The sequence below is a fragment of the Pseudomonas sp. NBRC 111143 genome (assembly GCF_001320965.1).
Taxonomy (GTDB): Bacteria; Pseudomonadota; Gammaproteobacteria; order Pseudomonadales; family Pseudomonadaceae; genus Aquipseudomonas; species Aquipseudomonas machongensis.
In genome coordinates this window covers 1-25,420 of the sequence record NZ_BCBT01000076.1, presented here as the reverse complement: position 1 = coordinate 25,420, position 25,420 = coordinate 1, and the positions used below count along the sequence as shown (strand labels likewise).

Here is a 25,420-nt window from a genome sequence, read left to right as displayed (position 1 = left end):
CCATCGTCAATGAGCTGGTGATCCTGCCGGATATCGAGAAACGTCTGGAGGCCTTTGTCCGCGTCGGCCACGGCATCATCATCTTCCCCGGAGGCGCAGGCACCGCCGAGGAATTCCTGTACCTGCTCGGCATCCTCATGCACCCGGACAACCATGACCTGCCCTTCCCGGTCATTCTCACCGGCCCGCGCAGCGCCGAGCCGTTCCTGCAGCAACTACATGCCTTCGTCGGTGCCACCCTCGGCGAAGCGGCGCAGCGCCACTACCAGATCATCATCGACGACCCGGCCGAAGTGGCCCGGCATATGGTCGAGGGGCTCAAGACGGTCAAGCAGTTCCGCCGCGAGCGCAACGACGCCTTCCACTTCAACTGGCTGCTGAAGATCGACGGTGGCTTCCAGCACCCGTTCGACCCGACTCACCAGAACATGGCCGATCTTGCCCTGCGTCGCGACCTGCCGCCCCATGAGCTGGCCGCCAACCTGCGTCGGGCGTTCTCGGGAATCGTCGCCGGCAACGTCAAGGACAAGGGCATTCGCCTGATCGAGGAGCATGGCCCGTACCAGATTCGTGGTGACCAGGCGATCCTCGACCCGTTGGGCAGGCTGTTGCAGGCCTTTGTCGACCAGCACCGGATGAAACTGCCCGGCGGCGCGGCCTACGTGCCGTGCTACCAGGTCGTGACCTGACTCCGGTCGCGGCTCCAGCGCCAACCTGCGCGGATCAATCGCAGCGGTGAACTGCCACTGCGATTGATCCGCGCACGCGTCACCCCATGAGCAAACCTGTTATCTGCAATATCTTGCAGACAATTCCCACCCAAAGCAGTGAACCTGCCTACAAAAAAACGGTCTTTCGCTGACGGTCAATCCACCGACCGCTTCACGGCCCAGTCACCGGGCCTCCAACCGTACTGTTTCAGCGAAGACCACCATGCCCGAATTCCGCCGCGCCACCCTCGCCCTCGCCGCCCTGCTCGCCACTGCCCCGTCCATCCACGCCGAAGAATCCTCCAGCGACGCACGCTGGGTCAGCGACAGCCTGAGCACGTATGTGCGCAGCGGCCCGACCGATGGCCATCGCATCGTCGGCACGCTCAAATCCGGGCAGAAGGTGTCGTTGATCGGCACCCAGGGCAACTACAGCCAGGTTCGCGGCCAAAGTGGCGACCTGGTGTGGATCCTTACCAGCGACCTGCAGACGGTCCCTGGCCAGAACGAACGCCTGCCGCAGCTCGATGCCCAGGTCGCAGACCTGTCCGGCCAGCTCAAGACCATCGACGACAGCTGGAAGACGCGTGTGCAAGGCATGCAGGAAACCCTGGATTCGCGCAAGGCGCTGATCGATGAGCTGGAGTCGCGCAACAAGGCCCTCAACGAACAGCTCGAGCAGTCGCAGTCGAGCCTGCGCGACACCCAGGCACGCCTGGGCGACGAGAACAAGCAGGTGATGATGCGGTACATGGTCTACGGCGGCAGCATCGCCGGCGCCGGCTTGCTGGCCGGTCTGATCCTGCCGGCGCTGACCCGCGGGCGCAAACGCAACGACCGCTGGTTCTGAAGCCCTCAGCTGGCGGGTAACTGCCCGCCCGCCACCAGAAAGTCGATGAACAGCCGCACCCGCAGCGGCATGTGCCGCGCCTGCGGATAGATCAAGGTGAATGGCCGGGCCGTGCCACCGAAAGCCGGTAGTACTTCGACCAGCTCACCGCTGTCCAGGGCGTCCTGCACGGTGAAGCGGTACGCCTGCATCAGGCCGGCGCCATGTCGCGCGAGGGTGGCGGTGGCGAGAAAGTCGCCCAGGCAGGTGATCGAGCCGCCGACCTCGATCTCCACCAGGCCACCGTCACGGCGAAAGGTCCAGGGCGCACTGCGTCCGCTGCTGGGGATCTCGAACAGGATGCACTCATGCCGCGCCAGGTCGTCCGGCACCTGCGGATGGCCTGCTCGCGCCAGGTAGCCCGGGGTGCCCACCACCACCAGCTCGGCGTTTTCCAGGCGCCGTGCCACCAGCCGCGAATCGGCAGGCTCGCGTCCGCGGATGGCCAGGTCGAACTGCTCCTCGGCGAAATCAACATTGCGATTGCTGACATGCACGTCCACCTGCACTTGCGGATAGCGCTCGCGAAAACGCGGCAACCAGGGCAACAGACGGTGATGGGCGTAAGGCGTCGGCGCACTGACCCGCAGGCGTCCACGCGGCTCGATCTGGCCACCAGATACTTCGCGTTCGGCCTCCACCAGTTGCCCAAGTGCCAGGCGGCACTGTTGGTAGTACACCTGCCCGGCATCGGACAAGCGCATCTGCCGCGTAGTACGCACGAACAACCGTACACCCAGGCGTTCTTCCAGGCGTGCCACCGAGCGGCTGACCGCCGCGGGCGTGACCCCGGCCTCGGTGGCGGCGGCAGTGAAGCTGCCAGTATCGGCAGCCAGGCAGAACAGCTCGAGGCTGCCCAGTTGAAGATCATCGAAATGGCGGGTCATGATGGCTCTATTGATTACATGAGGTATCGATTGAAATGCCATCCGCCTTATTTTTCAACTTCAGATGAGGTCTTAGAGTGGCTCCACCTACGAACCAGCCGGTTCGCTTATCTGGAGATCACCATGAGCACTGCAAGAACCATCGTTATCACCGGCGCATCCAGCGGCTTGGGCTTTGCCCTCGCCAAGGCCTTTATCGAACGGGGCGACAACGTGGTCGGCAACGCCCGCACCCAGGCCCGCCTCGATCAGGCCGCCATCGAGCTGGGCAACCCGGCAGCCTTCGTCGGCGTCGCTGGCGACATCGCCGACGCCAGTACTGCACAACGCCTGTTCGATACGGCGCTGCAAGTGTTCGGCCGCATCGATATCCTGGTCAACAATGCCGGGATCTTCATTCCCAAACCGTTCACCGACTACACCGAGCAGGACATCGACGCGCTGTTTGCCACCAACCTCAAGGGCTTCATCTACCCCTCCCAGGCCGCAGCGAAGATCATGAGCGCCCAAGGCCATGGACACATCGTCGCGATCACCGCCTCGGTCGCCATGCAGCCTAACGTGCGGGTACCCGCAGCGCTGCCGATCCTCGTCAAGGGTGGCCTGAACCAGGCGGTCAGGGGCCTGGCGCTGGAACTGGCCGGTAGCGGCGTACAGGTCAACGCCGTGGCTCCGGGGATCATCGAGACGCCCCTGCACAACAACGACGTCGCAGGCCTGGGCGTCTTGTCGCCGAGTGGGCGCACCGGCAAGCCGCAGGACATCGTCGATGCCGTGCTATACCTGACCGACGCACGTTTCGTCAGCGGCGTCGTACTTCCAGTAGACGGCGGCAGTACCGCCGGTACCTGGCACTGAAAACCCAAGGAGCCTGCCATGCCATACGTTCATATCCGTGTGACCGAAGAAGGGGTCACTGCCGAGCACAAGCGTCTGTTGATCGAAGGCACCACCGAACTGCTGCAACGGGTGCTGAACAAGCCGCCAGCGAGTACCTTCGTGGTGATCGAGGAAGTGCCCACCGACAATTGGGGAGTGGGTGGTGAGACGATAACGGCGGTGCGCAAGCGCGAGCGGGGTTGACCCACATCATCGCCGTGGTCTTTTGGCGGACAAGCCTGCCCAAGGACCACGGCGGTGCATGCCCGTGTTGGCAGTCGACACAGACGGTCATTGCCGCAACCGTTCCAACGCCTCCAGCACATGCCCCGTGGCCCGCTCCACCTCCCCTTCGCGGCAAGCGATCCCCAGCGCCCGCCACAACCCCGGTCGCAACGAGCGTCGAGCGATGCGTCGATCCAGCTCAGGCGCCTCCCCCTCCTGGGGCAGCAATGTCGCGCCATACCCCGCAGCCACCAGGCTCTTGATCGCATCGTTGTAGTTCAACTCGATGCGCGCCTCCGGGTACAGCCCGGCCGCCGCGAACCAATCGCTGGTCACCCGCGACAGCTGCGTGCTGCTGTCGTTGAGAATCAGCGCGCGCTGCCCGAGCCAGGCCGGTGTGACCCGCGCCGGAGGCTGCCAGTCGGCAGGCAGGTAGGCCATGATCGGGTCGCGTCGCCACGGGGTGAGTTTCACCCCCTTCACTGCCACCTGCGGCAGCGCCACCAGGCCGATTTCCAGGCTCCCCTCACGCACACGCGCCAGTGATGCTTGCGACGTGAGCACCTGAACCTGCACATCGATCCCCGGATGCTCACTGCGCAGGGCCGCCAATGCACTGGGCAACAGATGAGCGATGGCGCCAGTGGAGGCGCCCAGGCGCACCCGCCCGGTCAGCCCGGCCACCTGGCGTTGCACTTCATCCAGCGCCTGGTCGGCATCGGCCAGCAGCCGACGGGCACGCGCCAGCAGGGTTTCTCCGACCACCGTGGGCCGAACCTGCCCGCGAGTACGGGTAAGCAGCGCAGCCCCCACCCTCGCTTCAAGCTCGGCGACATGCAGGCTGATGGTCGGTGGTGCCAGGTTCAACTGGCGAGCGGCCTCGGCGAAAGAGCCAAGGTCGGCGATCACCACCAGTGTGCGCAGGCGGTCGAGGCTGATTTCTCGCAGGGTGCTGCTCCTTATGCTGTTGAACGTCGTGATTCATTTAATCTGAACATCGTCGTCATGATATTCAAATTTTCTTCAGATCAAACACCAGCGAGGATACACCCACTTCCTTCCTGAACGGATCCCCACCATGCACCAGCCCCTGATATTCATCGACGGCGACCAGGGCACCACCGGCCTGCAGATCCACGCCCGCCTGCACGGTCGCAGCGACCTTCGCCTGCTGACCCTGCCCGAGACCGAGCGCAAGGACCCGCAGCGCCGCCGCGAGGCCATCAACAGCGCCGATATCGCCCTGCTCTGCCTGCCCGATGCGGCCGCACGCGAGGCCGTGGCGACGATTCACAACCCGGCAGTACGGGTGATCGACGCCAGCTCCGCGCACCGCACCACCCCAGGATGGGTCTACGGCTTGCCGGAGCTGGACGAGCAGCAGGCCGAACGCATCGCCCAGGCTACACGGGTCAGCAATCCCGGTTGCTACCCGACCGGTGCCATCGCCCTGCTGCGGCCGCTGGTGCGCGCCGGCCTGTTGCCTGCGGACTACCCGCTGAGCGTGCATGCCATTTCCGGCTACTCCGGTGGTGGTCGTGCTGCGGTCGAGCGTCATGAGCAGTCGGGTGGCGATCCTGCCCCGGCGCTGCAGCTCTACGGCCTGGAGTTGGCGCACAAGCATGTCCCGGAGATCCAGGCCCATGCTGGCCTGAGCGCACGCCCGGTGTTCCTGCCGGGCTATGGCGACTATCGCCAGGGCATCGTGCTGAGCATCCCGCTGCAGTTGCGCCTACTGGCGCCGGGCGTCACCGCCGAGCATATGCAGACCTGTCTCGAACAGCACTACCAGGGCGCGCGCCATGTCCAGGTAATGCCCCTGCACCAGCAAGGCCCAGCGACACCCTTGGACCCGCAGGCGCTGAACGACAGCAACGACCTGCGCCTGGCACTGTATGCCAACCCCGAGCACGGGCAGGTCCTGCTGACGGCCGTGTTTGACAACCTGGGCAAGGGCGCTTCCGGTGCCGCAGTGCAGAACCTCGACCTGATGCTGGCAGCGATGCGCCAGTGAGGCCAGGCCGGTAAAAGCGGTTAGACTGTGAACCCCGCGTCATTCAGGCGCGGGGTGAGTTCAACCGCCGGAGCCTGTCCCCCGATGTTCATCCTGAGCCGCCTCGACGGCGTGCCGCCCGAGTCCTTCCAGAACCAGATCCGCCAGCTGGTGATCGAACATGTCGGCGCGCTGAGCAGCGTCGCCATCACCGCAGACAACCCGCTGTATCCGCTGTACCAGTACGGTGTCGGCCTCGAAGTCCACCAATACCTGCAGGCCCTGGACGGCACCCGGGGCCTGGCCGTGGAGCTGGTCCTGGCACTGGACGCCGACGCCCCGGACCAACTGCTGGGTTTCGCCCTCGCCTTGCCCGCCCAGGATGACGCACACGCCTGTGTTCTGGCGTTTCTCGCCGTATCCCCTGCCCATCGTCGCGAGGGCATCGCCCGCGGACTACTGACAGACCTGCGGGCACGCTACCGTTGCGTGGAGATGAGCGCGTTCGCCCACGCCGTGCCCTGGTTCGAGGCCATGGGCCTGCAGGTCGTGAGCGCCACCGGGCCGCAGGTGCTGATGAGCAGCACCGGCAAAGCCAGCGGCGCGCTGGTCGGGCGCCTGGACATCGCGCCCATCTACCAGACCCTGGAAGTGCGTCAGATCCACGCCTACCTGCTCAAGCAGCATGGCGAAGAGGCGATGATCGACGCCGAACGCCAGCGCGATGAGCACCTTGACGAACTGGCGTTGCAGGCCCAGGCCTGCGTGGCGATGCGCAAGCGCGTGCATTGAGCCGAAATCGGTCGCCGCTCGCGGCAATGGCCTGTGATGCCATCGCCGCAGCGGCGACAGTCAATCAGCGAAGCGCGGTATGGCCAGCCCCAGGCTCTCCCTCAGGGTCGTCCCTTCGTACGCCGTGCGATAGACCCCTCGTTCCTGCAGCAACGGCACCACCTCCTGAGTGAAGCGTCGGAACTGCTCCGGATGCCCGATGTAGATATTGAAGCCATCCAGTGCCCGCGCTTCGAACCAGTCGGCCATCTTCGCCGCCACCGTCTGCGCCGAGCCCACGAAGGCACCCGGACGTAGCTGGCGGCCGAACTCCACCGCCTGGCGCAGGCTGAAGCCCTTGTCCCTGGCCTGGTCGGCGATGCGCTTGGCATTGGTGAAGAAGCTGCTGCGGGCAAACTCAAGGCTCTGCTGCGGGAACGGCGCATCGAGGTCGTACTGGCTGAAATCGTGCCAACCGAAGTTACGCCCGAACTCCTTCAACGCCAGCTCGAAGCTGTGATCGGCCTGATGATAGTGACGCTCGATCTCACGGGCATGCTCGTCGGTGTCACCCACGTAGATCTCGGCGCCCGGCAGCACCAGCACCTGCTCAGGGTCACGCCCCAGGCGTGCGGCGCGAGCCTTCACGTCGCGGTAGAACGCCTGGCCCTGCTCGACGCTTGCGGCGTGGGTGAAGATCACGTCCGCCGTGGCCGCCCCCAGGTCACGCCCCTGCTCGGAATCCCCGGCCTGGAAGATCACCGGCTGGCCCTGGGGTGAACGCTGGATGTTCAACGGCCCGACCACCGAGAAGTGCTCACCCTTGTGGTTGAGGGTGTGCAGCTTGGCGGGGTCGAGAAAGCGCCCGCTCTGGCGATCCCGCGGGAAGGCATCGTCTTCATAGGAATGCCAGAGTTTCTGCACCACCTCCACATGCTCATGGGCGCGACTGTAGCGGGTGTCGTAGTCGTAATGCTCGTCCAGCCCGTAGTTGCCAGCGGTGCCGGCATCGCCGCTGGTGACCACGTTCCAACCGGCACGCCCCTTGCTGATCAGGTCCAGCGAGGCCAGGCGCCGAGCGACGTTGAACGGCGCGTTGTAAGAGGTGGTCAGGGTGCCGACCAGGCCGATATGACGGGTGCTGACGGCCAACGCCGAGAGCAATGTCAGGGGTTCGAGGCGATTGAGGTAATGGGACGGCGAACCTGGCGTGATGAACTGGCTGTCGACGATGAAGATCAGGTCGAACAGCGCAGCTTCTGCCTGGCGGGCAATATCGATGTACCAGTCGATGTTGACGCTGGCGTCGGCAGGCAACGCCGGGTCCAGCCACAGGTTGTGTCGCCCTGGGCCGCCGCAGCCCATGGTCAGGGCACCCAGTTTGATCTGTCGTTTGCTCATGCCGGGGCCTCAGTGCTGGGTAACGGCGCTGTCCTGCAGCGCCGCCGAGAAGGAGGTGTCGAACAGACTTGCGGCCGGATAGCCCTTGATCAGGCCGATTCCGGCAAAGAAGTCCACGGTCTTCTGTGCATCGGTGATCACCTGTGCGTTGAGTGGTGCCAGGTCGGTGCGGGCGCGGGCGAACCAGGCGCGGGCGATGTCGCCGTCGGCACGGGTACGCTTGGCCCAGGCGTCGGCGTACGCTTCGGTGTGCGCCGGATCGCTCAGGGTCCATTGACGCGCCTTTTTCAGGCGCTGGAGGAAGTCGGCGATCTGCGCACGCTTTTCCTGCACGGCCTTGGCATTGGCAACCACGAAACTCTGTGCTGGGATGATGCCTTCGGCGGTGGCCAGCACCCGTGCACCCTGGCGCTCCTGCTGGGTGACATAGGGCTCCCAGGTGGCGATCACGTCGACCGATCCGCCATCCAGCGCGTGGGAGGCGTCCAGGGCGCTGAGGTAGCGCAGCTCCAATGCGTCGCGGGGGACGCCGGCCTTGTCGAGGGCGCTGAACAGCAGTTGCTGGCTCCAGGAACCTTTCCAGATCGCCGCGCGCTTGCCCTTGAGGTCGGCCAGGCTGTGGATGTCGGAATCCTTGCGCGCGAGGATCGCCACGCCCTCGAGGTTCTGCCGCGACACCGCCACCACCTTGATCGGCGCACCGAGTGCGCCAAGGAACAACGGTGGCGCATCCCCCAACAGGCCCAGATCGAGACTGCCGACATTGAGTGCCTCGGCTACCGGAGAGCCGGCAGTGAACTGCTTCCATTCCAGGGTGTAGGGCAAATCTTCAAGCACACCGGCCGCTTCCATCACGGCACGGGCGTTGTAGCTCTGGTCGCCGACCACCAGGGTCTGCGCAGCCGCCGCAAGGCTGATCGAGGTGGCCAGCACACCGGCGGCCAGTTGTTTGAGATAACGCACGTTCGTCTCCAGATGCCACTTCGGGCAAGTCAGGGCGATCCGCGCGTGCGGTCTCGTCGCGTGTAACAGTGAATATCAGGCGTTGCGCGCTGCCACCTTGGCGCGGGTCAACGGGATCAGTTCGCGGCCATAGTCCTCGGCGTCGGCCAAAGGGTCGAAGCCGCGAATGAGGAAGCTGGTCACGCCCAGGTCGTAATAGGCCAGCAAGGCATCGGCGACCTGCTCGGCGGTCCCCACCAGCGCCGTGGAGTTGTGACCGCCGCCCACCAGCGCAGCGATGCCGGTCCACAGGCGTTCGTCGACCCGCTCCCCCTTGGCCACGGTGTCGCGCAGGCGCTGGGCGCCCACGCTCTGCGGCTTGTTGGCGATCACCGGCCCTGCCTGCTCGAGGCGCTGACGAGCCTGACCGAGAATGCCCTCGGCCTTGGCCCAGGCCGCCTCCTCGGTGGCGGCGATGATCGGCCGGAAGGACACACTGAACTGCACCTGGCGACCATGACGCGCAGCCTGCTCGCGCACGGCGGCGATGGTTTCGGCGGTTTGCTCCAGCGATTCGCCCCACAAGGCGTATACATCGGCGTGCTTGCCCGCCACCGCCAGGGCCGCAGGCGAGGAGCCGCCGAAATAGATGGGCAGATGCGGCTGCTGCAGCGGCTTGATCGCCGAAAACGCCCCCGCGGCCTGGTAATGGTTGCCGTCATGGTCGAACGGCGTGTCATGGGTCCAGACCTTGCGCACCACGTCGAGGAATTCATCGGTGCGGGCATAGCGCTGGTCATGGGCCAGGTGGTCGCCGTCCTTGCGTTGCTCGATGTCGCTGCCGCCGCTGATGATGTGCACCGCCAGGCGCCCGTCGAGCAGGTGTTCGAGGGTCGCCAGCTTGCGTGCGGCCAGGGTCGGTGCGACGAAACCCGGACGGTGCGCCAGCAGGAAATGAATACGCGAGGTGGCAAGCCCTGCCAGAGCAGTCACCAGGAAGCCGTCAGGCTGGTCCGACCAATAACCGACCAGGATGCGATCGAACCCAGCCTGCTCATGGGCCTGGGCAAAACGGGTGATGTAGTCCTTGTCGAAGACGGGCCCGCTGGGGGCCAGGATCTCCGATGACAGGCGATGGCCGATCATGCCGATGAATTGAACGCTCATTGCAGGTGCCCCAAGGTCAGAAACAGTTTTTATAGCGTTTGAATCTAAATGCCCAGTGACTTATACGCTAACCACTTGATCACACCCTGTGAAATTCGTTTTAGGCATAACCTAATGCATTCAAAATGCAGAACTTGCAGATAATGTCTCATCATCAGTAAATGCTAAGTTTGCATATTAGCTTATGAATAATTTGAATTTTGAGAATATTCAGGCAGTTGCTAGGGTTTGCCCATGACCGTCAGCCCGAGCCTGAACCATGAGCCAGACACCGCGCCTCGAGCGCCTGCGCCACTTCATTGGCGAACTCTCCGACCTGCTGGACCGCCACCCCGACGAAGCCACCCTGCTCGATCAGGGCCACACCCTGCTGCACAGCCTGGTCGCCCATGACGACTGGTTGCCCGAAGCCCTTGCCCAGCCGGACCCCGCCCGCTATCAGCAATACCTGCTGCATTGCGATTCGCGCCAACGCTTCTCGGTGGTCAGCTTCGTCTGGGGCCCAGGCCAGAGCACGCCGATCCATGACCACCGTGTCTGGGGCTTGATCGGCATGTTGCGCGGAGCCGAGTACGCCCAAGGCTTCACCCGCGACGCCCATGGCGCCCTGGTGGCCCAGGGCGAGCGGCTGCGGATCGATCCTGGCCACGTGGAAGCGGTGTCACCGCGCATCGGCGATATCCATCAGGTCAGCAACGCCTTCGACGACCGGGTCTCGATCAGCATCCATGTCTACGGCGCCAACATCGGTGCGGTCAGCCGCGCCGTCTACCTGCCCGACGGTAGCGAGAAGCCGTTCATCTCCGGTTATTCCAACTCCAGCCTGCCCAACATCTGGGACCTGTCCAAAGAGAACCCTGCCCCATGACCCGCCTCAGCACACGCAGTTTCCATGACATTCGCTCCGCCCTGCTGGCCCACGAAGAAGTCGCCCTGATCGACCTGCGCGAAGAAGACCCCTTCGCCCAGGCGCATCCGCTGTTCGCGGCCAACATCCCGCTCTCGAAGCTGGAACTGGAAATCTTCGCCCGCCTGCCACGCCGGGATACTGCCATCACCGTCTATGACGATGGCGAGGGGCTGTCGGCCATCGCTGTCGAGCGTCTGCAGGCACTGGGCTATAGCGATGTGGCGGTGCTCGAGGGTGGGCTTGGCGGTTGGAGCGATGCCGGCGGCGAGCTGTTTCGCGACGTCAACGTACCCAGCAAAGCGTTCGGCGAGCTGGTGGAGAGTGTGCGCCACACCCCCTCGCTGGCCGCCGAAGAGGTCCAGGCCCTGCTCGACAGCCAGGCCGACGTGGTGGTGCTCGACGCCCGGCGCTTCGACGAATATCAGACCATGAGCATTCCCGGAGGCATCAGCGTGCCTGGCGCCGAACTGGTGCTGCGCGTCGCCGAACTGGCACCCGATCCGGCGACCCGGGTGATCGTCAACTGCGCAGGGCGCACCCGGAGCATCATCGGCACACAATCGCTGGTCAACGCCGGCATCCCCAACCCGGTGGCAGCACTGCGCAACGGCACCATCGGCTGGACACTGGCCGGTCAACAACTGGCCCACGGCCAGGCGCAGCGCTTCGCCGAGGTCGGCGACAGCACCCGCAGCAGCGCTGCCGAGCGCGCCCGCGCCGTTGCCGACCGGGCCGGAGTGCAACGCCTGGACCGTCAAGGTCTGGCCACCTGGCAGGCAGAGACTGCGCGCACCACCTATCTGTTCGACGTGCGCACACCCGAGGAATACGTTGCCGGTCACCTGCCCAACAGCCGCTCCACGCCCGGTGGTCAGTTGGTGCAGGAAACCGATCACAACGCCAGCGTACGCGGCGCCCGCATCGTGCTGGTCGATGACGACGGCGTGCGTGCCAACATGAGCGCTTCGTGGCTCGCGCAGATGGGCTGGGAAGTGGCGGTGCTCGACGGCCTGAGCAAGGCCGACTTCAGCGAAACCGGCGAATGGCAGGCACCCCGCCCGGCACTTGCGCGCAATACCGAGATCGACGTCGAGCAATTGCAGGCCTGGCTGGCCGAGGAAGGCACCGTCTTGCTGGACTTCACCGCCAGCGCCAATTACGTCAAGCGCCACATCCCGGGCGCTTATTGGGCGATCCGCGCGCAGTTGCCCGAGGCCCTGGAGCGCCTGCCCAAGGCCGAGCGCTACGTGCTGACCTGCGGCAGCAGCCTGCTGGCAAGCTTTGCCGCCACCGACCTGGAAGCCCTGACGCGCACACCGGTCTATCTGCTGGCAGGCGGCACGGCAAGCTGGATCGCCGCCGGCAAACCCCTGGAATCAGGTGAAACGCGCCTGGCAGCGGAGCGTACCGACCGCTATCGCCGGCCATACGAAGGGACCGACAACCCGCGCGAAGCCATGCAAGGCTACCTCGACTGGGAGTTTGGTCTGATCGCGCAACTCGAGCGCGATGGCACCCACGGCTTCAAGGTGCTGTGACCTGAAGCGCAACGGCTGCAGGCGTATCCGCTCACGCGAGATAGGCCTGCAGCCGTTGCGCCAGAAACCCATGCAAGCGCCGCACCGCCGGGCTCAGCGACTGCCGGTGCGCGCATACCAGTTGCAGCGGCGCCGCCTGCCCTGCATGGTCTGCCAGCAACTCCACCAGCCTTCCGGCACGGATGTCCTCGAGCACATCCAGGCGCGACTTGTAGACCACACCGAGCCCCGCCACCGCCCAGCGTCGCACGATATCGGCATCGTCGCTGCAGCGATCACCACTGACCAGCACTGTGCTCGTTGCCCCTGCATCCTCGAAACTCCAGCGATCGTGGATCTGCTCCCCCATCACATAACGCAGGCAGTTGTGCCCGGCCAGCGCCTGCGGAGTCTGCGGCGCGCCATGCCGAGCGATGTAGGACGGTGCCGCGCACAACGTGCGGCGGTTATCGGCGGCCAGCGGCAAGGCCACCAGGCTGGAATCCCCCAGCAGCCCGTAGCGGATGCTGGCATCCAGTTGCTCGCCAAACAGATCGGCCACCTGGTCGCTGACTCGCAGGCGCATGTCGAGTCGTGGGTATTCGGCCTGAAACTCCGTCAGCCAGGGCAACAGCAGGTTGCGCCCCAGGTCCGACGGCATCGACAGACGCAATGGCCCCGCCAGTTCGGCGCGTGCCTGCTCCAGCGCCATTTCGCCATCGACCAGCGCGTCCAGGGCCTGACGCGCGTGGGGCAGATAGCGCTCGCCATCGTCCGACAGGCGCAGCCGGCGTGTCGAGCGCACCAACAGGCGAATCCCCAGGCTGTGCTCCAGGCGCTGCAACGCGGCGCTGGCCAGGGCCGGCGAGATGTCCAGTTGTCGCGCTGCTGCTGAAAGCCCACCGGCCTCGACAGTGGTGACAAACACCTGCAGGTCGTCCATGCGCACCCGTTTCTTCATGCCACGACTCCTTCACGCCCCACGCGCCGTGCATCACGACGTATCGCCTGGGGCGGAATGCCGAACCCGCGTACAAAGGCCTCGCGCAAATGCCGACGGTCGCGAAATCCTGTCTCGCGCGCCACCACATCCAGGCTGTGCCGACTTTGTTCGATCATCAGCCGCGCCGCCTCCAGGCGTAGGCCCTCGATGGCCCGCGCCGGCGATTGCCCGGTTTCGGCACTGAACACGCGGCTGAACTGGCGCGGGCTCAGGTGCGCAACCTCGGCCAGTTCCTCGACGCTCAGTGGCCGCTGCAGGTGCTGGCGAGCGTAGTCGAGCACACTCTGCATGCGGTCGGTGCGCGGTGCCAGGTCGAGCAGCTGCGAATGTTGCGACTGGCCTCCCGAGCGGCGCTGGTGCATCACCAGCCGATGCGCAACGGCTCGTGCGAGCTCATGGCCGTGATCCTGCTCGAGCATGCCCACGGCCATGTCGATACAGGCGGTCATGCCGGCAGACGTCCAGATGTTGCCATCGGCAATGAAGATGCGGTCGTCCTCTACCTGGATCGTCGGGTGCATCTGCCGCAGCTCCCGGGCGTAGGCCCAATGCGTGGTCGCCCGACGCCCGTCGAGCAGGCCGGCTGCCGCCAAGGTGAAGGCCCCCGTACAGATCCCGGCGGTACGCCGCGCCTGCTCGCCCAGCCGACGCACCAGGTCCACGCTGGCCGTATCGGCAGGTGAAGCGATCGGCGACAAGGTGCCCGCCACCAGCCAGGTGTCGGCATGCCCTGGCGTATCGACCGCCTGGGTCTGCAACTGCATGCCCAGCGACGACACCAGCCCACCGCCGGCCACGCTGTAGTTGCCCAAGGCGTAAAGACGCTTGCCCGTCAGCACATTGGCGAACTCGAATACCGACTGCGACGCCAGCGCCATGACCTGGAACCCTTCACACAACAGATAGCCGACGCGATGCATGGCCCACCTCGCTTGATGTCCTGAAAACGTACTATATGCGTCATTTGCGCCACAATCAAAGGCGCGCATCATCGCTGCAACCCAACCCACGGAGCAGCAACCATGACTCGTACAGCCCTCATCACTGGCGCCTCTACCGGCATTGGCGCACTCTACGCCGAACACCTGGCCCGCCGCGGCCACGACCTGATCCTGGTCGCCCGCAACCGCGAACGCCTCAATCAACTGGCCTCTCGCCTGAGCAGCCAGACCGGACGCAGCGTCGAAGTCCTGCCGGCAGACCTGGCCGACAGCCAGGACCTGGCGCGCATCGAAACCCGCCTGCGCGAAGATGCCAGCATCGGCCTGCTGGTCAACAACGCGGGTATCGGTACCCACACCGCACTGCTGGAAAGCGACGTCGAACAGATGACCCGCATGATCGTGCTGAACATCACCGCCCTCACCCGCCTGACCTATGCCGCGGTGCCTGGCTTCGTCGAGCGCGGCGAGGGTGCGCTGATCAACATCTCCTCAGTCGTCAGCCTGCTGCCGGAACTGCTCAATGGCGTATATGGCGGCAGCAAGGCATACGTCACCGCCTTCACCCAGAGCCTGCACAAGGAGCTGGCCGACAAGGGTGTGCAGGTCCAGGCCGTACTGCCAGGCGCCACCGCCACCGACTTCTGGAGCATCGGCGGCCTGCCGGTGGAGCACCTGGATCCGGCGATCGTCATGACTGCGCAGGACCTGGTGGAAGCGGCACTGGCCGATTTCGACGCCAAGCGCCTGATCTCGATTCCGTCGCTGCACGAAATCGAACGCTTCGAGGCGTTCGAGGCCAGCCGCCAGGCGTTGAACGGGCACCTGTCGAATCAACAGTTGGCGCCACGTTATCGTCAGGGTTGATCTGGGTGTGCGTGGGTAGGTTTTGTGATAGCAGGTTCTGTGGGGGCAGTCCATTTTGTGGGAGCGGGTTTTGTGGGAGCGGGCTTGCCCGCGAAGCAGGCTCCGCCGATTTTCGAGCATTGAGCAGACTGTAGGCCTTTTCCAGGTTGAGATTCTGGAAATCATCTCAAGGTGTTCGAATGTGATCGCGTGAGGGCTGACAGGTGTTCGCCGACAGCTTTTTAGGGCCTGTGAGATCGAGCGCCGCGCGGGCGGCGCTCGATCTCACAGACGCTGAAGAACTCCCGCCAAGCAACAAAACTTGCGAGCCACCCCCCAAAATCGCAAGCTAGGCCGTCCCCCCATCCGGATAGCCCCATGGAACTACACATTCGCCTGGAGGGCCGCAAGGGCCTGGCCGAGCAGCTCTACCAGCAGCTGCGCAGCGCCATCGACAGCGGCCACCTGGCCGCCGGCACCCAGTTGCCGCCCACGCGCCTGCTGGCCGAGCAGTTGGGGATATCGCGCAAGACCGTGGCCGAAGCGTACTCGCGGCTGACCTACGACAATCTGCTCAGCGGCGTGGTCGGGCGTGGCACCTTCGTCAGCCCACGGCGGGCCCTGCAGGCCAGCGACGTCGAGCCGATTGCACTGGCCGCCGCCAGCAGCCTCGAACGCTGGCAGCAACGCGCCACCGTGCTCGGCCGCTCCGCGCTCGAGGCGCCCTCGCGTTACGACTTCGTCGGCGGCGTATCGGCCAAGAGCCAGTTTCCCTTCGACCAATGGCGCGCCTGCATGCAGTACGCCCTGCGCTGCAGCCAGCGCCACAGCGAGCGCCAGTTCCCGGCCCAGGGCCTGCCCGAGCTGCGCGAAGCCATCGCCCATCACATTGCCTTCGCCCGCGGCGTGCACTGCAGCGCCGCCGATGTGCTGGTGTGCAACGGCGCCCAGCAGGCGCTCGACCTGATCGCCCGGGTGCTGGTCGAGCCCGGTACACGCGTGGCCATGGAGGATCCCGGCTATCCACCGGCACGCCAGCTGTTTCTGGCGATGGGCGCTGATTTGCAGTCGGTGCCCGTGGATGATGAAGGGCTGTGCGTCGAGCAGATCGCAGACGGCACCCAACTGATCTATGTGACGCCGTCGCACCAGTTCCCGCTCGGCATGCCGATGAGCGAACGCCGCCGACACGCCCTGCTCGCCCGCGCCGCTGAACTCGGAGCGCTGATCATCGAGGACGACTACGACTGCGAATTTCGCTATCAGGGCCCGGCCAGCGATGCGTTGCAACGCCTGGATCGACACGGGTTGGTGGCCTATGTCGGTACCTTTTCCAAGACCTTGCTGTCGGAGCTGCGCCTGGGCTATGCCGTACTGCCTCCCAGCGTCCTGCGCGCCGCCTGCGTGGCCAAGCACCTGAGCGACTGGCACAGCCCGAGCCTGCAGCAATGGGCGCTGGCGCGCTTCATCGGCGAAGGCCATCTTAACCGCCATATTCGTCGTTGCCACGACATCTATGCCGCACGGCGCGAGCGCATCCTCGCACGCCTGGAAAGCGACCTGGCGCCCTGGCTGAGCGCCGTACCGGCCAGCGCCGGCTTTCACCTCAGCGCCCTGGCCGCACCTGGAGTCGATGTGGAGCTGCTGGTCAGGCTGACTCGCCGGGTCGAAGTCGGCGTCTATTCACTGACGCCGTTCTTCAACGACGTGCCAGTGCGTCCGGGGTTGCTGATGGGCTTTGGTGCCATCGAGCGGCTGGACATCGACCCGGCGCTGGACCGCGTGCGCGATGCCCTGCAGCAGCTCAGTTGAGGGTCGTCGCCTGCATCGAGCGCCCCCGCCGCGCCATGGCAGCGGCGTAGCCTCGGGGGGCAAAGCGTGCGGTCACCAGCAGCATCGCCACCACGGTCAACGTCAGCAGCGTCCAGGCAGCCTGGAAATCGCCGGTGAACGCACGCAGCCAGCCCGTCACATAAGGCACGGTACCGGTGACGATGAAGCCGACACCCTGCACGAAGGCAGCCAGGCTCCCCGCCTCGCCCGGTGTTTTCAGATGCTCGAGGGTCAGGGTAAGGCTCAGGCTGAAGCACGCACCCAGCCCCAGGCCGATCATCGCCACCCAAAGCCCCATGGCCTGGGTAGGCGCCAGCAGCAAACCGAGAAACCCACCCAACTGGATCGCCAGCGCCAACCACAGACCAGGCCGCCGGTCATGCAGGCGCCTCAGCAGCAATGGCAGCCCCAGCGCACCACTGACCTGGAAGATGGTCATCAGCCCCACCAGCTCGCCACCGCCCTGAGCCGTACCGCCGTGCTCCAGGTGATAGGCCGGCAGCCAGGCGACCATGCTGGTGTAGCCGCCGTTGATCAGGCCGAAATACAGCGCCAACAACCAGGCGCGGCGATTACCGAACCAGTGACCGTCGCTGGCCGCGGCCAGGTGAGGCGTGTCGTGGCGCGGGCGTAGCCAGGCCCAGCCGCACAGCGCAAGTAGCGCGGGCACTGCCCAGATGCCAAGCCCCGCCTGCCAGCGCCCCGCCACCTCGCTGACGGTCGGCCCGAGCACCGCAGCCAGGCCGCCGCCGCTCATCAACGCTGCCGAGTACAGCGCCATCGATGCAGCCAGGCGGCTCGGGAACCAGCGATTGACCAACCCCGGCATCATGCCCTGCACCACCGCCACGCCAAGGCCGGCGACCACGGCGCTGGCGATCAGCGCCCAGGCGCTGTCCAGTTGCAGCCGCCACAGGCACGCCAGGGCGATGGCCGAAAGACCGGCGAGCATCCCGCCATGCTCGCTGATCCAACGCCGCAGCCAAGGCTGCAGCAAAGGCACCAATCCCATGCACAGCACCGGTAGCGCCGTGAGCAACGCCGCTTGCTGGTAGCCAAGCCCGGTGCTGCTGCGCATGGGTTCGAGCAAGGGGCCGATGCTGGTCAGGATCGGCCGCAGGTTCAGGGCCAGCAGGATCACCAGCAGCAGGTTCAACGCGCCTCTCATACCGGGTTCGCCTGCCGCCACTGCTGGTAGAGGCCGGCCTCGCCCTCAGGCTTGAGCACGCGCAGTGGCAGGCTCTGCTGCTGCGGTGCACGTGCCATCTGCGCGTAGACCGCTGCCGTAGACAGTCCGTAAGGCTCGCCCTCGTCGTTGTCATAGGCGAACCATGCCCGCTCGATGCCGCACAGGTGCATGGCGGCCAGGCACATCGGGCACGGGTGGCCGCTGGCATAGATTTCGGCACCGTCCAGACGCGACCGGCCCAAGGCCTGGGCGGCTTTGCGGATCGCCTGCAATTCGGCATGGGCAGTCGGGTCCTGAGTGCTGTGGATCTCGTTGACCGCACGGGCGACGATCTGGCCCTGGTGCACCAGCACCGCACCGAACGGGCGACCACCCGCTTCGATATTGGCGCGGGCCAGTGCCAGTGCTTCACGCATGAAGGTTTCGTTGGACATGAATCGATACTCCTCGAACAACAGGCGGCCATTATCCCGGCTGCTGGCGCGCGGCAGAAATGAAGAGATTGGATGCAGGTCAGTGGCCGCACGAATGCCGGCATTGGTCTCCCGGCAAATAGCGGGATTGGCTATCGGGCCCTGCAGGCAACGGCGCTACGCTGGCACCACGAATCACCCCTGACTTGAACTGACTGGAGAATCACCATGCACGATCGAATCGAATGGGCCAGGCACGCCCCTGAAGCCTACAAGGCCATGGTCGGCCTGGAGCAGGTCCTGGCCAAGTGCGGCCTGGAGCATTCACTGCTCGAACTGGTGCGCCTGCGCGCCTCGCAGATCAATGGCTGCGCCTATTGCGTGAACCTGCACGCCAACGATGCGCGCAAGGCGGGCGAAACCGAGGCACGCTTGCAGACCCTGAGCGTGTGGCAGGAAACCCGTTTCTTCACCCCGCGTGAACGCGCCGCACTGGCCTGGCTGGAAAGCCTCACCCGCTTGCCTGAGCGCGGTGCACCGCAGGTCGAGTACGAAGCGCTGCTGGAGCATTTCGAACCGAGCGAGGTCGCCAACCTGACCCTGGCGATCGCCACCATCAATGCCTGGAACCGCTTTGGTGTCGGCTTTGCCATGGTGCCGGCTTGAGGTGGAGCCTTTGGGGCCGCTATGCGGCCCCGGCGGTCTACGGGTTCACACCCAGCCGGGTCCGATAACTCCCCGGACTCTGCCCCGTCCACTTCTTGAACGCCCGGTGAAAGGCGCTGGGCTCCTGGAACCCGGTCTGCTCGGCGATCTCGGCAATGCTCAGTTGCCCCTCGCGCAAACGCTCGAACGCCATGGCCCGACGCACTTCGTCCTTGATCTGCTGGTACGAGCGCCCCTCGCGCTCCAGTTGCCGGCGAAAGGTACTGGCGCTCAGGCCCTGGCGCTCGGCCATGGCCGTCAGGGTCGGCCACTGTCCGTAGCCACGGCTGCGCAGATGGCGATAAACCTCCGCCACCAGGTCGCCCTGGTTGCGAAAACGGATCACCAGGCCCTGCGGCGCGCTGCGCAGGAAGGTCTTGAGCGCCGCCAGGTCCTGCACCACCGGCAGGCGCAGCCAGGCGCTGTCGAACTCCACCTCGGTACGCCCACTGCCCAGGCGCAGGTCCGGCCCCCACAGCAGCGTGTCGTCGTCCTGCGCCGGGCGCGCCACGGCAAGCTCGGTGCGGTCGATGCTGATGCGCCGTCCGGCCAGCCAGCACAGCAGGCCGACCACCAGCACCAGGAAGGTTTCCTCGGCATAGACTCGTGTCAGCGGATCTTCGATATTGGACTGCACGCTGATCACCGCACGCCCGCCGCGCACCGAGAAACTGCCGCGCAAATCGCGCAGGAACAACGCGAAGTTACCCAGGCACTGACGCAGCGCCTTTTCCAGGGTCGGCTCCTGGATCAAGCCACGGCAGATCAGGGCGAAGCTGCCCATCGGCATGCCATGGCTGTCGAGACGGAAGAACTCGTCGTCCAGGTCTTCGATCAGCGCCAGCCACAGCCGGGCGAACGCCTTGGCCGGTACCCGCGCCTGGGGGCGGGCCAGCAGTGCCGGGTCGATGCCGACCGCACGCAGTTGCGCATCGCGCTCCTCGGGGCGATCGCGCAGGGCGTGGAGCATGGCATTGAGAAAGTACACCGCGACCGAATCGCTTTCGCGCATGACGGATATCCGCTGTCTATGCTGAGTGGCAAAAAATGCCAGGTTGACTGAGCAGTTTCGGCATAGGCCCGTTCCCGGCCTTTGCCTAGACTCGGACCCCATCCGCAACGGTCGCCATTCTCGCAGAGCCCGGCACCGTCCCGCCACGCCTTCGCAATCGGAGCTATATATGAGCAGCGCAGAAATCTATGTCGTCAGTGCAGTGCGTTCGGCCATCGGTGGTTTTGGTGGCTCACTCAAGGACCTGCCACTGGCCGACCTCGCCACCGCTGTGACCCGCGCTGCCATCGAGCGCTCGGGCGTGGCCGCCGAGCAGATCGGCCATGTGGTGATGGGCAACGTGATCCCGACCGAACCCCGCGACGCCTACCTGGGCCGAGTGGCGGCGATGAACGCCGGCATTCCCAAGGAAACCCCGGCGTTCAACGTCAACCGCCTGTGCGGGTCGGGTCTGCAAGCGATCGTATCCGCCGCCCAGGGCCTGCTGCTGGGCGATACCGACATTGCCCTGGCTGCTGGTGCCGAGTCGATGAGCCGCGGCCCTTACCTGCTGCCGCAAGCCCGTTGGGGGGCACGCATGGGTGACCTGCAGGGCATCGACTACATGGTCGGCATCCTCCAGGATCCGTTCGAAGGCTTCCACATGGGTATCACCGCCGAGAACGTCGCCGCCAAGCACGGCATCACCCGTGAAATGCAGGACGATCTGGCGTTGACCAGCCAGCGTCGCGCCGCCCGCGCCATCGCCGAGGGTCGCTTCGACAGCCAGATCGTGCCGATCGAACTGAAAACCCGCAAAGGCAGTGTGCAGTTCGCCGTCGATGAGCACGTGCGCGGCGATGTCAGTGCCGAGCAGTTGGCGGGCATGCGCACCGCCTTCAAGAAAGACGGCAGCGTCACCGCCGGCAATGCCAGCGGCATCAACGACGGCGCCGCCGGCCTGGTCCTGGCGACCGGCGATGCGGTGCGCCGCCTTGGCCTCAAGCCGCTGGCAAGGCTGGTGGCCTACGCCCATGCCGGTGTCGAACCTGAGCTGATGGGCCTGGGCCCGATACCGGCCACGCGCAAGGTACTTGAAAAGGCCGGCCTGTCGGTCAAGGACCTGGACGTGATCGAATCCAACGAAGCCTTCGCCGCCCAGGCCTGCGCCGTGGCCCAGACGTTGGGCTTCGATCCGGAAAAGGTCAACCCCAATGGTTCGGGCATCTCGCTCGGCCACCCGGTCGGCGCCACTGGCGCGATCATCGCCACCAAGGCCATCCACGAGTTGCAGCGCATCCAGGGGCGCTATGCACTGGCGACCATGTGCATCGGTGGCGGCCAAGGCATCGCCGTGGTCTTCGAGCGCGTGTGACGGGAGCATTGACATGACCATCCAGCAGATCGCCGTGATCGGCGCCGGTACCATGGGCAACGGCATCGCCCAGGTGTGCGCGATAGCCGGCTTCCAGGTGTTGCTCATCGATGTCAGTGACGCAGCGCTTGAGCGCGGTATCGCCACACTGAGCAAGAACCTGGAACGCCAGGTCAGCAAGGGTACCCTCGAGGCGGACAAGGCCGAAGCCGCCAGGACGCGCATCCGCACCAGTACCGACTACGCGCAGCTGTCGAGCGCGCAACTGGTGATCGAGGCCGCGACCGAAAACCTGGCGCTCAAGCAGCGCATCCTCCAGCAGGTGGCCGCCAGTGTCGCTGCACAGTGCCTGATCGCCACCAATACCTCATCGCTGTCGGTCACTCAGCTCGCCGCCAGCATCGAGCACCCTGAGCGGTTCATCGGTGTGCACTTCTTCAACCCAGTGCCGATGATGGCCCTGGTCGAGGTCATCCGTGGCCTTCAGACCAGCGACACGACCTACGCCCAGGCGCTGCTGGTCACCGAGAAGTTGGGCAAGACACCGATCACTGCGGGCAACCGCCCCGGCTTCGTGGTCAACCGCATCCTGGTGCCGATGATCAATGAAGCGATCTTCGTGCGTCAGGAGGGTCTGGCCAGCGCCGCAGATATCGACACGGGCATGCGCCTGGGCTGCAACCAACCGATCGGCCCGCTGGCACTGGCCGACCTGATTGGCCTGGACACCCTGCTGGCGATCATGGAGGCCTTCCACGAGGGCTTCAACGACAGCAAGTACCGCCCTGCACCGCTGCTCAAGGAGATGGTTGCCGCCGGCTACCTCGGGCGCAAGAGCGGCCGTGGTTTCTTCACCTACTGAGGAGCGCGCGTCATGCCGGTCACCGCTGCCCTGCGCTGCGCCAATTTCGAGGAACGCCGCGACAGGGCCATGGCGCTGTTCGCCGAAAAAGGCTTCGGCCAGGTCAGCATGCGCGAACTGGCCGCGCATGTCGGGCTGACGGCGGGCTCGCTGTACCACCATTTCCCGAGCAAGCAGGACCTGTTGTTCGACCTGATCGAGGAGCTGTACGAAGAACTGCTGGCCACGCTCGACCAAGGCCGCCGCGCGCTGGCCAGAGGCAAGCCGGCATTGCCTGGCCTGATTGCCGCGCACTGGCAGTTGCACAGCGAACGGCCCTTGCAGTTTCGTCTGGCAGAGCGGGATTTCTGCTGCCTGACCGAGGCTCAGCAGGCACGTCTGGGCGAGCTGCGCCACGACTACGAAACCGGGTTGTTGCAATTGGTCGCGCCCAAGGCGCGTCATGGCGGCGAGGTGCTGGCAGCGGCCGGGCACGTGCTGGGTAGCTTGCTGAACCAGCTGCCGGGCGTGCTGCAAGCGCGTGGCGTGCCCGAGCTGCAAGGCGTCGGGCTGATGGAGAGCCTGGTGGCGGGCGGGATAGAGCGAGCGTTGGTGTGAACGGTACGCGCTTCGCGTCCCGCTCACACCATCCTCTGCGTCAGGACGCCGCCGAAGCTTCCTCGCCCACCACTTCCCGCGCTGCGTAGCGCTGCGCCAGCACCGCACACACCATCAGCTGGATCTGGTGGAACAGCATCAGCGGCAGGATCATCGCGCCGATCCCGCTCCCCACGAACAATACCTGAGCCATCGGCACCCCGGTGGCCAGGCTCTTCTTCGAGCCGGCAAACAGGATGGTGATACGGTCTTCGACGCTGAAGCCCAGCACGCGCCCCAGCAAGCGGGTACCGAGCAGCACCACCGCCAGCAACACGCCGCAGGCGACGAACAGGCCCAGCAAGTGCTGCGGCGAGACGGTATTCCACAAGCCCGTCACGACCGCTTCACTGAACGCGGTGTAGACCACCAGCAGGATCGAACCCTGGTCGACGATCTTCAGCCAGCGTGCATTCTTCTTGACCCAAGCGCCGATCCAGCGACGGGCGATCTGTCCCGCCACGAAGGGCACCAGCAGTTGCAGGGTGATCTTGAGTACCGCATCGAGCCCCGAACCGGTATCGCCGTCAGCACCCAGCAACAGCATCACCAGCAGCGGCGTGAGGAAGATGCCCAGCAGGCTGGAGGCCGCCGCACTGCAGATCGCTGCCGGGACGTTGCCGCGTGCCAGCGAGGTGAAGGCGATGGCCGACTGCACGGTCGCAGGCAAGGCGCACAGGTAGAGCAGGCCCAGATACAGCTCGTTGCCCACCAGCGGCACGAACAGTGGCTTGAACGCCAGGCCCAGCAATGGAAAGAGTACGAAGGTGCAGGAGAACACCAGGATGTGCAGGCGCCAGTGGCCGGCACCGGCGATGATCGCCTCGCGTGACAGCTTGGCGCCGTGCAGGAAGAACAACAGGCCAATCGCCAGGTTGGTCAGCCAGCCGAAGGCCACCGCGCCGTCACCCGAGCAGGGCAGCAAGGTTGCAAGCAGGACCACCGAGAGCAGGGTCAGGGTGAATTTATCGAAAAGCATGCGCAGGTACTTCATGAAGTGTCCGTCTTGTCATGGTGCAAGGCCTGACGATAAGGTCTGCGCTCTCTCGGCGCTAACGCCGGAACCCCCGCCAGTGTCGCTGAACGGACATTGGCCCTCTTCCAGGCAAGGAAACCTACCGATGTACAACCTCCGCCCCGCCCTGCTCACCCTGGCCCTGGCGATGACCGCAACCCCGGCGCTGGCCGACGACCTGCAACACCAGGTCGACGCCATCGTCCAGCCACTGATGCAGGCACAACGCATTCCCGGCATGGCCGTGGCGGTCTACGCCAATGGCCAGGCGCACTACTTCAACTACGGCGTGGCCGACAAGGCCGACAATCGCCCCGTGACCCGCGACACGCTGTTCGAAGTCGGCTCGGTGAGCAAGACCTACACCGCGACCCTCGTCGCACTGGCCAGCGCCCGAGGCAAGCTCGACCTCGATGCCCCGGCCAGCCGCTACCAACCGGCACTGGAAAAGTCCGCGCTGGGCTCGGCGAGCGTGCTGGAACTGGGCGCCTACAGTGCTGACTGCCTGCCGTTGCAGTTTCCCGACGAGGTGAGCAACGACGCGCAGGCGCTGGTGTTCCTCCAGCAGTGGCAACAGAAAACCGAGCGCGGCACCCGCCGTTGCTATTCCAATCCGAGCCTGGGACTGTTCGGTAACCTCGCAGCGCAGGCGCAGAAACGCCCGTTCGCCGAACTGATGCGCCAGGACCTGCTCCCAGGCCTGGGCCTGAAGCACACCTACCTGCAGGTCCCGGCAGCAGAGCGCAGCCACTACGCCCAGGGCTACGATGCCAATGAGCGCCCGATTCGGGTCAGCCCTGGGGCCTTCGCCGACGAAGCCTACGGCATCAAGACCAGCGCCACCGACATGCTCGCCTACCTGCGCGCGCAGCTCGACCCGCAGGGATTGTCGGCGGATATGGCCAAGGCGATCACCATCACCCACGGCGGCTACTTCCAGGTGGGCGACATGACCCAGGGCCTGGGCTGGGAACGCTACCCCTATCCGGTCGCACTCGACACTCTGGTCAAGGGCAATGGTGTGCAGATGATCCGTGAGGCACAGGCCACCAAGCGCCTGCAGCCGGCGCAGCCGGACGCTCCTGGGTACTGGTACAACAAGACCGGTGCCACCACCGGGTTCGGCGCCTACGTCGCCTTTGTGCCTGCCAAGGGAATCGCGATCGCGCTGCTCGCCAATCGCAATTACCCCAACGATGAACGGGTCCGCGCGGCCCACGCGATCGTGTCTGTCGTAGCGCCGTGAGTGGCATGCCTTTCAAGGTGGTTGCGTAGAGGCTGGGAGGGTTCGCCGAAAGATTTTCAGCGCCTACGAGATCG

At 65.4% G+C, this 25,420-nt stretch carries 26 protein-coding genes; 15 read left to right on the top strand and 11 right to left on the bottom strand.

Features of this window, described 5'->3' with window-relative positions; genetic code table 11:
• Both APH44_RS27100 and APH44_RS27095 read left to right on the top strand, forming a co-directional pair.
• On the top strand, window positions 1–689 hold a 689-nt coding region (locus APH44_RS27100), incomplete at its 5' end, for a pyrimidine/purine nucleotide monophosphate nucleosidase domain-containing protein (RefSeq protein ID WP_156343807.1).
• Window positions 690–933: 244 nt separating this feature from the next.
• Window positions 934–1,560, top strand: a complete 627-nt coding sequence (locus APH44_RS27095; protein ID WP_054895397.1) for a TIGR04211 family SH3 domain-containing protein — start codon at window positions 934–936, stop codon at window positions 1,558–1,560.
• A gap of 5 nt (window positions 1,561–1,565) precedes the next feature.
• Here the strand turns inward: APH44_RS27095 and APH44_RS27090 are convergent, their stop codons facing one another.
• Window positions 1,566–2,486 (bottom strand): LysR family transcriptional regulator, encoded by a 921-nt coding sequence (locus tag APH44_RS27090; RefSeq protein ID WP_054895396.1) that lies wholly within the window; start codon window positions 2,484–2,486, stop codon window positions 1,566–1,568.
• Between the two features lie 123 nt (window positions 2,487–2,609).
• Between APH44_RS27090 and APH44_RS27085 the strand changes: the two genes are divergently transcribed.
• Together APH44_RS27085 and APH44_RS27080 are read left to right on the top strand one after the other, a co-directional pair.
• Window positions 2,610–3,344 (top strand): SDR family NAD(P)-dependent oxidoreductase, encoded by a 735-nt coding sequence (locus APH44_RS27085; protein WP_054895395.1) that lies wholly within the window; start codon window positions 2,610–2,612, stop codon window positions 3,342–3,344.
• Between the two features lie 18 nt (window positions 3,345–3,362).
• Window positions 3,363–3,569 carry a 4-oxalocrotonate tautomerase family protein gene (locus APH44_RS27080; RefSeq protein WP_054895394.1) on the top strand — a complete coding sequence of 69 codons (207 nt, stop codon included), beginning with the start codon at window positions 3,363–3,365 and terminating at the stop codon, window positions 3,567–3,569.
• An 87-nt stretch (window positions 3,570–3,656) separates the two neighbouring features.
• On the opposite strand, the gene APH44_RS27075 is transcribed toward APH44_RS27080, so the two are convergent.
• Window positions 3,657–4,538, bottom strand: a complete 882-nt coding sequence (locus APH44_RS27075; protein ID WP_054895393.1) for a LysR family transcriptional regulator — start codon at window positions 4,536–4,538, stop codon at window positions 3,657–3,659.
• 130 nt (window positions 4,539–4,668) lie between these two features.
• Between APH44_RS27075 and argC the strand changes: the two genes are divergently transcribed.
• Entirely contained in the window at window positions 4,669–5,604 is a 936-nt protein-coding gene (gene argC / locus APH44_RS27070; RefSeq protein ID WP_054895392.1) for an N-acetyl-gamma-glutamyl-phosphate reductase, read from the top strand.
• An 84-nt stretch (window positions 5,605–5,688) separates the two neighbouring features.
• Window positions 5,689–6,375: a GNAT family N-acetyltransferase gene (locus APH44_RS27065; protein ID WP_054895391.1), complete on the top strand. Its 687-nt coding sequence runs from the start codon at window positions 5,689–5,691 to the stop codon at window positions 6,373–6,375.
• A gap of 60 nt (window positions 6,376–6,435) precedes the next feature.
• Here APH44_RS27065 and APH44_RS27060 read toward each other — a convergent pair whose 3' ends face one another.
• The 3 genes from APH44_RS27060 to APH44_RS27050 form a co-directional block, all read right to left on the bottom strand.
• Window positions 6,436–7,755, bottom strand: coding sequence for an LLM class flavin-dependent oxidoreductase (locus tag APH44_RS27060; RefSeq protein WP_054895390.1), 1,320 nt, complete (start codon window positions 7,753–7,755; stop codon window positions 6,436–6,438).
• Between the two features lie 9 nt (window positions 7,756–7,764).
• A complete protein-coding gene (locus tag APH44_RS27055) occupies window positions 7,765–8,718 on the bottom strand; it encodes an ABC transporter substrate-binding protein (protein WP_054895389.1) in 954 nt (317 codons plus the stop codon).
• A gap of 75 nt (window positions 8,719–8,793) precedes the next feature.
• Window positions 8,794–9,864, bottom strand: coding sequence for an LLM class flavin-dependent oxidoreductase (locus APH44_RS27050; protein WP_054895388.1), 1,071 nt, complete (start codon window positions 9,862–9,864; stop codon window positions 8,794–8,796).
• Window positions 9,865–10,123: 259 nt separating this feature from the next.
• On the opposite strand from APH44_RS27050, the gene APH44_RS27045 reads away from it, so the two are divergent.
• Entirely contained in the window at window positions 10,124–10,732 is a 609-nt protein-coding gene (locus APH44_RS27045) for a cysteine dioxygenase (RefSeq protein WP_054895387.1), read from the top strand.
• On the top strand, window positions 10,729–12,312 hold the full coding sequence (locus APH44_RS27040; RefSeq protein WP_054895386.1) for a rhodanese-related sulfurtransferase: 1,584 nt from the start codon (window positions 10,729–10,731) through the stop codon (window positions 12,310–12,312). The genes APH44_RS27045 and APH44_RS27040 overlap by 4 nt, the downstream gene beginning before the upstream one ends.
• A 31-nt stretch (window positions 12,313–12,343) precedes the next feature.
• Here the strand turns inward: APH44_RS27040 and APH44_RS27035 are convergent, their stop codons facing one another.
• A complete protein-coding gene (locus APH44_RS27035; RefSeq protein ID WP_054895385.1) occupies window positions 12,344–13,252 on the bottom strand; it encodes a LysR family transcriptional regulator in 909 nt (302 codons plus the stop codon).
• Window positions 13,249–14,214, bottom strand: a complete 966-nt coding sequence (locus APH44_RS27030; RefSeq protein WP_054895384.1) for a GlxA family transcriptional regulator — start codon at window positions 14,212–14,214, stop codon at window positions 13,249–13,251. The genes APH44_RS27035 and APH44_RS27030 overlap by 4 nt, the downstream gene beginning before the upstream one ends.
• A gap of 102 nt (window positions 14,215–14,316) precedes the next feature.
• Here APH44_RS27030 and APH44_RS27025 point away from each other — a divergent pair, with 102 nt between their 5' ends.
• Window positions 14,317–15,102, top strand: a complete 786-nt coding sequence (locus tag APH44_RS27025) for an SDR family oxidoreductase (RefSeq protein ID WP_054895383.1) — start codon at window positions 14,317–14,319, stop codon at window positions 15,100–15,102.
• A 357-nt stretch (window positions 15,103–15,459) separates the two neighbouring features.
• Window positions 15,460–16,893 (top strand): PLP-dependent aminotransferase family protein, encoded by a 1,434-nt coding sequence (locus APH44_RS27020; protein WP_054895382.1) that lies wholly within the window; start codon window positions 15,460–15,462, stop codon window positions 16,891–16,893.
• Here APH44_RS27020 and APH44_RS27015 read toward each other — a convergent pair.
• A complete protein-coding gene (locus APH44_RS27015) occupies window positions 16,886–18,082 on the bottom strand; it encodes a cyanate transporter (protein ID WP_054895381.1) in 1,197 nt (398 codons plus the stop codon). The genes APH44_RS27020 and APH44_RS27015 overlap by 8 nt on opposite strands.
• Window positions 18,079–18,537, bottom strand: a complete 459-nt coding sequence (locus tag APH44_RS27010; protein ID WP_054895380.1) for a nucleoside deaminase — start codon at window positions 18,535–18,537, stop codon at window positions 18,079–18,081. The genes APH44_RS27015 and APH44_RS27010 overlap by 4 nt, the downstream gene beginning before the upstream one ends.
• Before the next feature lie 207 nt (window positions 18,538–18,744).
• Between APH44_RS27010 and APH44_RS27005 the strand changes: the two genes are divergently transcribed.
• Window positions 18,745–19,182 carry a carboxymuconolactone decarboxylase family protein gene (locus APH44_RS27005; protein WP_054895379.1) on the top strand — a complete coding sequence of 146 codons (438 nt, stop codon included), beginning with the start codon at window positions 18,745–18,747 and terminating at the stop codon, window positions 19,180–19,182.
• A gap of 37 nt (window positions 19,183–19,219) precedes the next feature.
• Here APH44_RS27005 and APH44_RS27000 read toward each other — a convergent pair whose 3' ends face one another.
• On the bottom strand, window positions 19,220–20,233 hold the full coding sequence (locus tag APH44_RS27000; RefSeq protein ID WP_054895378.1) for an AraC family transcriptional regulator: 1,014 nt from the start codon (window positions 20,231–20,233) through the stop codon (window positions 19,220–19,222).
• A 169-nt stretch (window positions 20,234–20,402) separates the two neighbouring features.
• On the opposite strand from APH44_RS27000, the gene APH44_RS26995 reads away from it, so the two are divergent.
• The 3 genes from APH44_RS26995 to APH44_RS26985 are packed head-to-tail and all read left to right on the top strand — an operon-like array spanning window position 20,403 to window position 23,046.
• Window positions 20,403–21,587, top strand: a complete 1,185-nt coding sequence (locus APH44_RS26995) for an acetyl-CoA C-acyltransferase family protein (RefSeq protein ID WP_054895377.1) — start codon at window positions 20,403–20,405, stop codon at window positions 21,585–21,587.
• 13 nt (window positions 21,588–21,600) lie between these two features.
• On the top strand, window positions 21,601–22,449 hold the full coding sequence (locus APH44_RS26990) for a 3-hydroxybutyryl-CoA dehydrogenase (RefSeq protein WP_054895376.1): 849 nt from the start codon (window positions 21,601–21,603) through the stop codon (window positions 22,447–22,449).
• A gap of 12 nt (window positions 22,450–22,461) precedes the next feature.
• Window positions 22,462–23,046 carry a TetR/AcrR family transcriptional regulator gene (locus tag APH44_RS26985; RefSeq protein WP_054895375.1) on the top strand — a complete coding sequence of 195 codons (585 nt, stop codon included), beginning with the start codon at window positions 22,462–22,464 and terminating at the stop codon, window positions 23,044–23,046.
• 40 nt (window positions 23,047–23,086) lie between these two features.
• Here the strand turns inward: APH44_RS26985 and APH44_RS26980 are convergent, their stop codons facing one another.
• A complete protein-coding gene (locus APH44_RS26980; protein WP_054895374.1) occupies window positions 23,087–24,079 on the bottom strand; it encodes a bile acid:sodium symporter family protein in 993 nt (330 codons plus the stop codon).
• Between the two features lie 127 nt (window positions 24,080–24,206).
• Here APH44_RS26980 and ampC point away from each other — a divergent pair, with 127 nt between their 5' ends.
• Entirely contained in the window at window positions 24,207–25,346 is a 1,140-nt protein-coding gene (ampC, locus tag APH44_RS26975; RefSeq protein ID WP_054895373.1) for a class C beta-lactamase, read from the top strand.
• The last annotated feature ends 74 nt before the right edge of the window (window positions 25,347–25,420 follow it).

Excerpts from the sequence above, each read along its gene's own strand:
- APH44_RS27095 (WP_054895397.1), top strand. The coding sequence starts at position 934 with ATGCCCGAATTCCGCCGCGCCACCCTCGCCCTCGCCGCCCTGCTCGCC.
- APH44_RS27090 (WP_054895396.1), bottom strand. The coding sequence starts at position 2,486 with ATGACCCGCCATTTCGATGATCTTCAACTGGGCAGCCTCGAGCTGTTC.
- APH44_RS27085 (WP_054895395.1), top strand. The coding sequence starts at position 2,610 with ATGAGCACTGCAAGAACCATCGTTATCACCGGCGCATCCAGCGGCTTG.
- APH44_RS27080 (WP_054895394.1), top strand. The coding sequence starts at position 3,363 with ATGCCATACGTTCATATCCGTGTGACCGAAGAAGGGGTCACTGCCGAG.
- argC (WP_054895392.1), top strand. The coding sequence starts at position 4,669 with ATGCACCAGCCCCTGATATTCATCGACGGCGACCAGGGCACCACCGGC.
- APH44_RS27065 (WP_054895391.1), top strand. The coding sequence starts at position 5,689 with ATGTTCATCCTGAGCCGCCTCGACGGCGTGCCGCCCGAGTCCTTCCAG.
- APH44_RS27060 (WP_054895390.1), bottom strand. The coding sequence starts at position 7,755 with ATGAGCAAACGACAGATCAAACTGGGTGCCCTGACCATGGGCTGCGGC.
- APH44_RS27050 (WP_054895388.1), bottom strand. The coding sequence starts at position 9,864 with ATGAGCGTTCAATTCATCGGCATGATCGGCCATCGCCTGTCATCGGAG.
- APH44_RS27045 (WP_054895387.1), top strand. The coding sequence starts at position 10,124 with ATGAGCCAGACACCGCGCCTCGAGCGCCTGCGCCACTTCATTGGCGAA.
- APH44_RS27040 (WP_054895386.1), top strand. The coding sequence starts at position 10,729 with ATGACCCGCCTCAGCACACGCAGTTTCCATGACATTCGCTCCGCCCTG.
- APH44_RS27035 (WP_054895385.1), bottom strand. The coding sequence starts at position 13,252 with ATGAAGAAACGGGTGCGCATGGACGACCTGCAGGTGTTTGTCACCACT.
- APH44_RS27030 (WP_054895384.1), bottom strand. The coding sequence starts at position 14,214 with ATGCATCGCGTCGGCTATCTGTTGTGTGAAGGGTTCCAGGTCATGGCG.
- APH44_RS27025 (WP_054895383.1), top strand. The coding sequence starts at position 14,317 with ATGACTCGTACAGCCCTCATCACTGGCGCCTCTACCGGCATTGGCGCA.
- APH44_RS27020 (WP_054895382.1), top strand. The coding sequence starts at position 15,460 with ATGGAACTACACATTCGCCTGGAGGGCCGCAAGGGCCTGGCCGAGCAG.
- APH44_RS27015 (WP_054895381.1), bottom strand. The coding sequence starts at position 18,082 with ATGAGAGGCGCGTTGAACCTGCTGCTGGTGATCCTGCTGGCCCTGAAC.
- APH44_RS27010 (WP_054895380.1), bottom strand. The coding sequence starts at position 18,537 with ATGTCCAACGAAACCTTCATGCGTGAAGCACTGGCACTGGCCCGCGCC.
- APH44_RS27005 (WP_054895379.1), top strand. The coding sequence starts at position 18,745 with ATGCACGATCGAATCGAATGGGCCAGGCACGCCCCTGAAGCCTACAAG.
- APH44_RS27000 (WP_054895378.1), bottom strand. The coding sequence starts at position 20,233 with ATGCGCGAAAGCGATTCGGTCGCGGTGTACTTTCTCAATGCCATGCTC.
- APH44_RS26995 (WP_054895377.1), top strand. The coding sequence starts at position 20,403 with ATGAGCAGCGCAGAAATCTATGTCGTCAGTGCAGTGCGTTCGGCCATC.
- APH44_RS26990 (WP_054895376.1), top strand. The coding sequence starts at position 21,601 with ATGACCATCCAGCAGATCGCCGTGATCGGCGCCGGTACCATGGGCAAC.
- APH44_RS26985 (WP_054895375.1), top strand. The coding sequence starts at position 22,462 with ATGCCGGTCACCGCTGCCCTGCGCTGCGCCAATTTCGAGGAACGCCGC.
- APH44_RS26980 (WP_054895374.1), bottom strand. The coding sequence starts at position 24,079 with ATGAAGTACCTGCGCATGCTTTTCGATAAATTCACCCTGACCCTGCTC.
- ampC (WP_054895373.1), top strand. The coding sequence starts at position 24,207 with ATGTACAACCTCCGCCCCGCCCTGCTCACCCTGGCCCTGGCGATGACC.